This window comes from Chryseobacterium polytrichastri, assembly GCF_900142445.1.
GTDB lineage: Bacteria > Bacteroidota > Bacteroidia > Flavobacteriales > Weeksellaceae > Chryseobacterium > Chryseobacterium polytrichastri.
On sequence record NZ_FRAV01000085.1, the window covers coordinates 1 to 2,578 of the forward strand.

General features: G+C 30.4%; 4 protein-coding genes. All 4 read left to right on the top strand.

Annotated features, from left to right (window positions below):
- The coding region (locus BUB80_RS23970) for an RHS repeat domain-containing protein (protein ID WP_228433957.1) at positions 1 to 843 on the top strand (843 nt) is incomplete at its 5' end.
- A gap of 3 nt (positions 844 to 846) precedes the next feature.
- Positions 847 to 1,296: a hypothetical protein gene (locus BUB80_RS23055; protein WP_073298068.1), complete on the top strand. Its 450-nt coding sequence runs from the start codon at positions 847 to 849 to the stop codon at positions 1,294 to 1,296.
- A 437-nt stretch (positions 1,297 to 1,733) separates the two neighbouring features.
- Positions 1,734 to 2,024 (top strand): hypothetical protein, encoded by a 291-nt coding sequence (locus BUB80_RS23065; protein ID WP_175549650.1) that lies wholly within the window; start codon positions 1,734 to 1,736, stop codon positions 2,022 to 2,024.
- Between the two features lie 3 nt (positions 2,025 to 2,027).
- Entirely contained in the window at positions 2,028 to 2,384 is a 357-nt protein-coding gene (locus tag BUB80_RS23070; RefSeq protein ID WP_073298073.1) for an enoyl-CoA hydratase, read from the top strand.
- Positions 2,385 to 2,578 lie beyond the last annotated feature (194 nt).

Genomic DNA, 2,578 nt, shown 5'->3' on the forward strand with positions numbered 1-2,578 from the left:
TATTGGAAGCCTGGTGAAATTGTAGAAACGAATAATTACTATCCTTTTGGATTATTACATAATTATGCTTTGACTACTCAGAATGCGTATCAATATAAGTATAATGGAAAGGAATTGCAAGAAACGGGTATGTATGATTATGGGGCAAGAATGTATATGCCGGATATCGGAAGATGGGGTGTTGTTGATCCTCTTGCAGAAAAAATGACTCGTCACAGTCCGTATAATTATGCATTTAGCAATCCGATTAGGTTTATTGATCCTGATGGGAGGCAGAATGAAGACTGGAGAAATAAAAATGGCCAATTAGTATATGATACTAAAGCAAATGGTGGTAAAGGAGGATATACACAATATGCTACTGAAAAAGAAAAAAAATATGGAAGTGATTTACAACAAACCCAAAAAGGAAAAGAACAATTTAATAAATTAGTTAATTCAGATCATCCAATAAAAGTTGACATTAATGAAAAAGATCTCCCAACACATAGTGATACTCCTATTTTTGGTAAGACCAATACTCCTAAAGAAAAAAATTCTGAAGGCAAATTAGAGTCAAACATTACTATTTATGAAAAAAATATAGAAGACTATGTATCTGTTATTAAGGACAGTACTAAAGGTGGTGAAACTCAAGCCTTAATAATATTATCAGACGGTAAAGATATAAACGTCACTAACCTTACAGAGTCTCAATTAGCATCAGCTGCCTTTGGAGAGGAAATAGAGCATTCAACACCAAAAAATATCAAGTTGCAGCATAATGGAGCAACAAGAGATGAAGTGGAAAAAGATCCACGAAAGGTTTCAGATAAAATTTTAAGACAATCTCTTAACAATTAGAATATGGATAATAAAATAATAAAGCTTATATTTTTTTTAATAATATTTTTAATTCCGAATAATATCGAAGCACAAAAATCAGAAATGGATTCAATTATAAAGCAATTTTTTATTAAAAATGGTGAGATTGATGTCAATAATAAATTAGGTATTTATGCTAAAAATATTTTAAATGGAAGCGAAATCGGAAATGAAGATGCGGGAATCTATGTAATTAGAACAGTTTACAGCACGGAAGGGAAGGATTATTTATTTTTTAGGAATAAGGATCATCATGAAATTTTAAGTTTCGATGATTTAAAGAAAATTGTTGAAAAGACTGGGGTATTCTTTGAAGGGAAAACAGATGAACTTTTTTTAAAAAATTTAGAAAGTGTAATATCTTTATATCACAAAAATAAAATTTTTAATAATAGTAAAACAGATCGATATAAAATAAAGTTAAAGAATTAAAGACTTATAAGAGGTTCAAAGGGTTCCCCCCTTGCAAGTGGTAATATTCCAGATATATTGGTATCTAATATTTAAGAGCGTTAACAACTTGGAGTTACTAACTTTTTTAGGACATAATTCTTATAATTTTTATATAATATTGAAAAGAATCAGCAAATAAAATTTTCCCCACGCTGGTGCGAGCATCTTTGCTCGTATCCCACATGAAATGCATAATGAAAAACCACCGCTATTGCGGTGGTTTTTATTTTTATAGGGTTGCTGAATTTTTAACAAAAAAAATCTTTGACCTTTTTCAGTTGAAATTTAAAACAGGGAAATCCCATTTTTTTCAACTGAAAAATCCATATTTTTGGGACCGTCGAACAGAGAAGCGTTCAAAAAGTAATTGTTTGCACGAGAAAAAATGAAGTAGGCAAGTTCTGCAAAGTTGAGCGGTGTTGTATAATTACAAATACAATGGTAAGGAGCTTCAGGAAACTGACCAATATGATTATGCCATAGGTGATAATTATTCTGTTTTTACATCTTGGACAACAAGCAAATCAACCGCTCAAGATTTTGCTACTGCAATGGGTAAAGCACCAGGAGTAATCTTATCTAAACGTTTTAAAATTGGTGTAAATGCAATTCCAAATGTCTCGCCTACTGCTAAACGAATGCAGGAAAATGAATGGTTAATTTTTGGACCTGTAATAAGAGCAAATGTACAATATGTAAAACCTTAAGAAATGAAAACAAAAGAAGATATTTTTAATTTAATAAAACAAACCGTTAATTTATCTGGAAAATTTACTGATTATCAGATAAGATTAAGTGATGGAAGATTTGATAGAAAAAATATGATCGGAGTATATGGAATAAGAAAGGGTATTGCTACTCGTCAAGAAAATTTTAAGCTCGCCGAGCAAATACATAAATTGATTATTGGTTTGGAAAGTGATTCTGGAATTCTATTAAAAGGAGTAGATATTTATGGTAAGAACTATTCTGGTCTCTTTTTTTTAAGTGAAGATTGGGATAGGGTTGTTGGATATTTAGAAAGTGAAACTGATGATAATGGGAATATTGTGGTCACGAATAAATAATTTTTAACTATTTATTTTAAATAAAATTTTATTTAAAAATGGAAGAATTAGTTTATAAGAAAATACAAGAATACGATCCCATGCTGGTGCGAGCATCTTGCCATAAGTGTTCGAAACCTCATTCTGGATTTAAAATTTCATTCACTTTATTAGGATCCCCACCGCATCTTTCCACAATATCTTTAATAATTAGC

What these genes read in the sequence shown, in the direction of transcription:
- BUB80_RS23055 (WP_073298068.1), top strand. Translation starts at nt 847, where the DNA reads ATGGATAATAAAATAATAAAGCTTATATTTTTTTTAATAATATTTTTA.
- BUB80_RS23070 (WP_073298073.1), top strand. Translation starts at nt 2,028, where the DNA reads ATGAAAACAAAAGAAGATATTTTTAATTTAATAAAACAAACCGTTAAT.